The organism is Moorena sp. SIO3I6 (assembly GCF_010672095.1).
Map to the genome: position 1 here is coordinate 1 of NZ_JAAHHU010000264.1, position 6,609 is coordinate 6,609.

General features: G+C 47.0%; 7 protein-coding genes and 1 pseudogene. 5 read left to right on the top strand and 3 right to left on the bottom strand.

Annotated elements, in window-relative coordinates:
• The first annotated feature begins 137 nt into the window (after nucleotides 1-137).
• Both F6K49_RS33415 and F6K49_RS33420 read left to right on the top strand, forming a co-directional pair.
• A complete protein-coding gene (locus F6K49_RS33415) occupies nucleotides 138-500 on the top strand; it encodes an ABC transporter transmembrane domain-containing protein (RefSeq protein WP_293029990.1) in 363 nt (120 codons plus the stop codon).
• A 118-nt stretch (nucleotides 501-618) separates the two neighbouring features.
• A complete protein-coding gene (locus tag F6K49_RS33420) occupies nucleotides 619-969 on the top strand; it encodes a hypothetical protein (protein ID WP_293029973.1) in 351 nt (116 codons plus the stop codon).
• A gap of 544 nt (nucleotides 970-1,513) precedes the next feature.
• Here the strand turns inward: F6K49_RS33420 and F6K49_RS33425 are convergent.
• Nucleotides 1,514-1,669, bottom strand: a complete 156-nt coding sequence (locus F6K49_RS33425; protein WP_293029976.1) for a hypothetical protein — start codon at nucleotides 1,667-1,669, stop codon at nucleotides 1,514-1,516.
• A gap of 184 nt (nucleotides 1,670-1,853) precedes the next feature.
• Between F6K49_RS33425 and F6K49_RS33430 the strand changes: the two genes are divergently transcribed.
• Entirely contained in the window at nucleotides 1,854-2,663 is an 810-nt protein-coding gene (locus tag F6K49_RS33430) for an ATP-binding cassette domain-containing protein (RefSeq protein ID WP_293029979.1), read from the top strand.
• Here F6K49_RS33430 and F6K49_RS33435 read toward each other — a convergent pair.
• Both F6K49_RS33435 and F6K49_RS33440 read right to left on the bottom strand, forming a co-directional pair.
• Entirely contained in the window at nucleotides 2,648-2,797 is a 150-nt protein-coding gene (locus tag F6K49_RS33435; protein WP_293029981.1) for a hypothetical protein, read from the bottom strand. The two genes, F6K49_RS33430 and F6K49_RS33435, sit on opposite strands and share 16 nt — an antisense overlap.
• Nucleotides 2,790-4,218, bottom strand: a pseudogene (locus F6K49_RS33440) (IS4 family transposase). The gene F6K49_RS33435 and the pseudogene F6K49_RS33440 overlap by 8 nt, the downstream one beginning before the upstream one ends.
• Nucleotides 4,219-4,623: 405 nt before the next feature.
• On the opposite strand from F6K49_RS33440, the gene F6K49_RS33445 reads away from it, so the two are divergent.
• The gene (locus F6K49_RS33445; protein WP_293029984.1) at nucleotides 4,624-5,523 is read left to right on the top strand and encodes a biotin/lipoyl-binding protein; all 900 of its coding nucleotides are present in this window, start codon (nucleotides 4,624-4,626) and stop codon (nucleotides 5,521-5,523) included.
• 181 nt (nucleotides 5,524-5,704) lie between these two features.
• Nucleotides 5,705-6,487 carry a DUF6444 domain-containing protein gene (locus tag F6K49_RS33450; RefSeq protein WP_293103578.1) on the top strand — a complete coding sequence of 261 codons (783 nt, stop codon included), beginning with the start codon at nucleotides 5,705-5,707 and terminating at the stop codon, nucleotides 6,485-6,487.
• Nucleotides 6,488-6,609: the final 122 nt, after the last annotated feature.

Sequence of the window (6,609 nt, forward strand, 5' to 3'; positions counted from 1 at the left end):
AGATGAGAATCCGTTCTAGAGGTACCAATGTCAGTGTGTTCCTATAATGAGGAGCCGTATGATGCGAAAGTGTCACGTACGGTTTTGAAGACGAGTTAATGGGGTGACCTATTGGCTTAGTTTAATTATTTCATGCGATCGCAAAAGAAAGCAGTTATCTGATTGAAGTGCTTTCTGGTGTCCGCACTGTCAAATCCACAGCAGTTGAGCAAACCGTACGCTGGCATTGGGAAGAGTTATTAAATAAAGAAGTTAAAACTAACTTTTCTGGGCAAGTGATTAGCAATCGACTCCAGATTTTCAGCAATACGATCGAGGGGTTAGCCACTACCGCACTGCTCTGGTTTGGGGCATGGTTGGTGATTCAAAATCAGCTCACCATTGGGCAATTGGTGGCTTTTAATATGTTGCTGGGTCAAGTGATTACCCCCTGGTTGACTGACAAAAAGTTAAGCACAAATTGGTCAAATGCTTATCAGGAGGGAGATAGCAGGTATTGACAGCAAGTGAGTGGGAGCCAGCATTCTAAAGACAGATACCACTCAAATCCTAGGAATGCTGTGAAAAAAACTCCCGTCTAATCAATGCCCTTAAGACCTGGTTGGGTCAACCCCATGAATGGGCTCACCTGGGTCACCTGACGACCTGTTTATGGATGGTGGTGGCCTTGATCCAAACAGGAGAAGTCAATTTGACCCGTTGGATTCCCGTTCGTCCCGTGGTTCGGCCAATATGCTCAAAGCAAGCAACGTCGGATACAACGTTGGCTTTACAATGCTCGGATTAACATCCATGGCCAAAAGGCCACGCTACGCGAACGGCTGCTACATTCCATTGATTCAAGCAGCTTTGGCGGTAGGACAAGATGACTCTATATATCTGAGGCTTGGAAAGGTCACTGTTCACCGGATCAGTATTGTCTGGTGCGATTGGTTGTGGTGCATCAAGCACGGGCCTTACCTGTGCTAGGCGCGGGTGATGGAACATTAAGCGTGCGTCTGTCTCATTCAACGATTATCGAGCGTCTACTGCAACAAGCCCTTGAACGGAAGCCCTATGGGAGTCAAGGTGGTTTTGCTTGCAGACCGTGGCTTTGTCCACACTGATTTGATCAAAGCGATGACCTGCCAATGGGGATGGCATTATCGGATTCGATTGAAAAAGGACAGTTGGATAAGGCTCGCCGGGAAAGGCTGGTCTCAGCTTAAAGATTTCCATGTTCTACGTGGAGTTGCCCTGTGCTTTCATAACGTCAGGCTGCACAAGGAGCACGCTTTTTGGTCCGGTTCATCTGGTCTGAGGTCGCAACAATGTCAATGGTGATAATGGGCCATTATCAGTGATGAACAGACCACTCTCCAAACATGCGCAAGAATATGGGTTGCGGTTTGATATTGAGGAAAACTTTTTGGATGACCAGTCCAATGGGAGCGAATGTGCAGAAGTCTGAAATTCGTTCAGTGCCTGCCCTATCTCGGTTGTGGTTTATCCTGGCCGTAGCCACTCGTTTGCGTCACCGCTCAAGGTGTTGAGGTTGTAGAAACGGGTAAGCGTCGGTGGGTCGATACTCACTGGTGCGCGGGGTAACAGCTACTTTCGGATTGGTTGGGAGTGGATCAAAGCCTATGCCAGAGAATGGCTGGACACTAATTCGACGGGTGTGTTTCACAACTAATCAAGACCCTGACCCGGTGATAGCTTCGCGAAAACAACATCTGAAACGATTTTATCGGCTGGAATTCAAAATACAAACGTACAAGTATGCTGCTGAATAGTTTTGTCAGTCAACCAGGATTACCCCTTTCCAAAGGCTAACGGTACTGTGGAATGAATTTCAGGAAGTTGTGATTGCCATGGAGCGCATCAATGATGTGCTGGATTACCAACCAGAAGAAGATTTGGTCCATCAAGCACGGCAATCATTACCTGAATTGCGCGGTCACATTCGCTTTGATCAGGTCACCTTCCGCTATCACCCAGAAAGTGATACCAATGTCTTGGAAAATCTTAGTTTTGAGGTAAAACCAGGGCAAATGGTCGCCCTAGTGGGGCGCAGTGGTTCCGGTAAAACCACTATTTCCAAGCTGATGTTGGGGCTGTATCTTCCCTCAGATGGGAAAGTGTTGATTGATGGGCAAGATATCACCAGTCTTTCCTTAGGCTCCTTGCGCCAGCAAATTGGTGTGGTGGATCAAGATACCTTTCTGTTTGGAGGGACAATTCGAGAAAACATCGGTCTGGCTTATCCCTCAGCTAGCTTAGACGAAATTATGGCAGCAGCAAAACTGGCCGGTGCCGATGAATTTATCCAAAAACTGCCCATGGGCTATGAAACCGAGATTGGCGAGGGAGGAGGGATGTTGTCTGGGGGACAGCGACAGCGTTTAGCCATTGCTCGCGCCCTCTTGGGAAATCCCCGCCTATTAATTTTCGATGAAGCCACCTCCCACCTGGATGCGGAATCGGAGCGGATTATTCAGACCAATCTCAATACTATTCTCAAAAACCGCACCACCCTAGTTATTGCTCATCGTCTTTCTACCGTAAGCAAAGCTGACCTGATTTTAGTGCTCGATAGAGGGGTATTGATTGAAAGCGGTACTCACGAAGACTTAATGGCAAAGCGAGGACATTATTTCTATCTGAATCAGCAGCAGTTATAGGGGAGGGAGTAGGGAGTAGGGAGTAGGGAGTAGGGAGTAGGGAATAGGGAACAGGGAATAGGGAACAGGGAACAGGGAACAGGGAACAGGGAGTCGGGAGGAATCGGTAAAGTCCCCCTTATTAAGCTATGCATTAGTCACATCTTTCTTAACATAATGGGACTTGACACCAGAAGTGGTTTTGGGGGAAAGTAGAAGCCAAGTCTGTGCGATATCATGCAGTCGTCGCAGACCCTGCCAAAGGGTTTTCACCCCTGGTTCACCATCTCTATTGCGCGCCAAAAAACCACCCAACTGGGCTATCCAACGCACACAAGTCCTCAAATTAGGGGGGACCTCAGGTGGGGAGGGTGTTTGATGAATAGTGCAGTAAAGCGCTTGCCACTCATGGGTTTCTAGTACCGTATCCCCAGGAGTATCAGGGTGGGTTAGAGCCAAGTAAGTCATCCACAACAAGCGCCAAGCCACAATGGTGTAAGTGGCTAAAGCTCGGTGGATCCGGTCGGCAGTTTCCAGTTGCAGTTGTTCGAGGCGACAACCGCTCTTGAGGACATAATGATAGCGTTCAATCAACCAACGATAAGAGTACCAACGCAAACATTGCACCACATCCTCAAAGCCAGTAACCTCTAAGGTAGTCAAGAGTAACCAACGAACTGGTTCCACACCGGGTGGTGGGTTTTCTTCTTCTGCTTTTATTACCTGTAGGCGGATTGGTTGGAGGCGCTCCCGTTCGGGATGAGTAGCTGGTGGTTGTAACTCAATGGTTGTAGTACGTAGGCGTCTAGTAGCAAGACGGGCAAGGCGTTCTGGATTTCGTCTGAGTTCTAAGGTCAGCTGACCACAAGGCATTACTTTTCCAATTGCTTGCTCAAGACGTTGGAGTTGTTGGTCAAAAGAGGTAGGGAAAGACTGTACGGTTGTGCATCGCTCGTATCAGAAACTCCGAGGAAGGGCGGCGCGGCAGCATGAACAACTCATAGATGTCAGCAACGCGCACAGCCACTGTGACAACGGTAATTTGATCTCGAATCAGACTCTGGGTAGCATCCAAGGCAGTTAACCAACGCTGGCTCTCTTTTTGCTGAGATGGGTTTTTTGTGTCGTTGATGCTTCGAACCCAACTCAGCGATATCCCTAGCCCAGACTTGTTGATGTAATACACCATTAGGCACACCATTACTTGTACTACAAAATACTGAGTGAATTTTTAAGCCTCTTGCCTTAGCATTGTCCAAGTAACCCATACCCCTCTTCCCTGGATGATGAGTGAAATTGAGTTCTGTTGTGTCTTGAATGGCCATGACAATAGACTCAAGTTTTACTCGTTTTAATGTACGGCGTTGGTGAGCTGATGCGATCGCTTCCGGTTTGATGTAAGGTGATGCGCCAAAACTTATAGGCAGCCTGGGTCGCAGCTAAGTTTCCCGAAGCTTGCGGCACACTGGCATTCGGTTGGGCTGCCAAATCGCGCTCCTATCCGCATCAACCGTTTTTTGCGACGTACATCCCCTAATTCAGCATCTTGCAGCTCTTCTACTGCCCAAGCTTTCATTTAAGTCCCTCCGAGTTGAGAATTTTTCGTGGCTCTGTCAGTTTACTCACGAACATTGGATCATCCCTGAGTTCGTCAGCAAGTAATAGCGTACGCCAAGCTACCCCAAATGCAGAATTCTTCTGTATTACATTATGAAGTACCCAATGGAGGTTGAATGGAAGAACAAAAACTCAACACGGATATGGATTAAGTAATATCAAGTAATTCCACCTTGCCTCACGTCCCATCAGCTCTCTGGATTGTTAAGAAAGATGTGACTAATGCATAGCTTATTAAGGGGGATTTAGGGGGATCAACACCCTTAACAACATCCCCAAGGCTCGATCCTCCCCAGCCCTGCCTCAGCTGAGTTAATTTACCGTAATTTTTTTCATCCTTTAGCCAACAATCCAAAATACTGCTATGGCTGACAATCATCATACATTAAATGGACATAGTCCTACTCAAACTATTCCAGATCAGCGTCGCTATGAGGAGTTACTCACCCAAGAAACGACGTCTCAACCTAGGAATGATCAACCACTCCAGGGTCATGACTGGTCTTATGCTACTAAGGAACTGCTGGATACATTACCCCAGGTTTGGACAAGGGGATTACTGTATTTTTTGATAGTATTTATCGGTATTGCTTTACCTTGGGCGATATTCTCGAAGGTGGATGAGACGGGAAAAGCCAGAGGAAGATTGGAACCTACGGGGGAAACTATCAAACTTGATGCTCCCGTAGCAGGAACGGTAGCAGCAATTAAGGTCAAAGAAGGGGAATTGGTAACGGCTGGTCAAACCTTACTAGAACTGGAATCAGAGTTAGTTAGCACTGAACTTCAGCAGGAACAAAAAAAATTAGAAGGGCAACAGAATCGCCTGAATCAATTAGAGGTGCTCAAAAACCAATTGATACTGGCTCTGCGTACCCAGGAGCAACAAAACCAAGCTCAAGAGTTGGAAAAACAGGCGCAAGTCGAGCAAGCACGGCAGAATCTGGAAGCGTTCAAGTTCGCCTACAGTTTACAAAAACAAGAACTATTGGCACAAATAGAGCAGGCACGAGGGGCGATAGACTCTAGCAAGGTTGCCTATGAATTAGAAAGCATTCGTTTAGAAAGTGCTGAAGAAAGAATTCCCCGTTACCAACAAGCTTATGAAGAGGGGGTTTTGTCCAAAGAACGCTTTTTAGAGGTTGAACAGTCAGCCAAAGAAGCCCAGAAAACTATCATCAGAACTGAATTAGAAATAAAACAAGCTCAGTCTCGTCTGAAAGAACAACAAGGTACTTATGAAAAGACGATTCATCAAGCATAGGCTGATATTAAACAAGCTCGCCTGCGCTTGCAAGAGCAAGAACGGAGTTATAAAACTTTAGTTCATTCGTAAGCGTTCAGGGGTGACAAAAAGTAAGCGTTCAGGGGGTAGAAGAGCCCTCGCCAAAAATGGTAGCGAGAATATGCGTGCGGTAAGGAACATGGAACAGCAGCGCCCAAACATGAGCGAGCAAGTCCCCTGGTCAGATTGGGAAGAAACTCCAGCCAGTGTCAAAAAACTGGTAGAGGGAATGGCGCAGCAAATTGAAAATTTAGAAAAACAACTCACAGATATATCGGCAGTTCAGCAACAGCTATTAGAAAAAACCCGACGGACATCAAAGAACTCATCATCGCCTCCTTCCTTTGACCCACCAGGGCTGGAAAAAAAACCACAGAAAAACAAAAGTAAGAGAAAACGAGGAGGTCAACCAGGTCATGATGGGCATAGTCGAGACTTGTATCCAATCGAGCGGTGTAACCAGATCATTGACCATCATCCAAGCAAATGCTCCTGTTGTGGGAAAAGACTAAGGGTCGAAGATCAAAACCCCTATCGCCACCAAATAGTAGAGATTCCACCGATTGAACCGATCGTGATCGAGCATCGTTTACACTCGTTGAAGTGTGGGCAATGTCAGAGATCAACCAGGGCTAAATTGCCAGAGGAGGTCAACAGGAGTGGATACGGAGTACGAGTAGTAGCAATGGTGGCACTACTGAGGGTCGTTTACCGCAATAGTCAACGCCAGGTGCAAAGTGCTCTAGCGATGCAGCGCGGTCTTGGGGGTTTCCCCCACTCGCTATTGCATCAAGACGCTGACTTGTTTGAGAAAACCATGTCATTAGGAACGGTAAACAAACTCCGGCAAGAAGCAAGCGATGCAGTGGCAAGCAGTGTTGAGGATGCCAAACTTTATGTCCAACACTCTTTGGTGGTAGGAGCAGCCCGTTTCGAGCTATAGCAGTCGCCATCATAGTTAGGACAAAGAAAACGAAAAGCCCTTCCACTTATCGTCCGATTTCTGTCATGCCTTTTCCTTACAGCGAAGACCTGCGCCAAAAAGTAATTCAGGCGATCGAACTC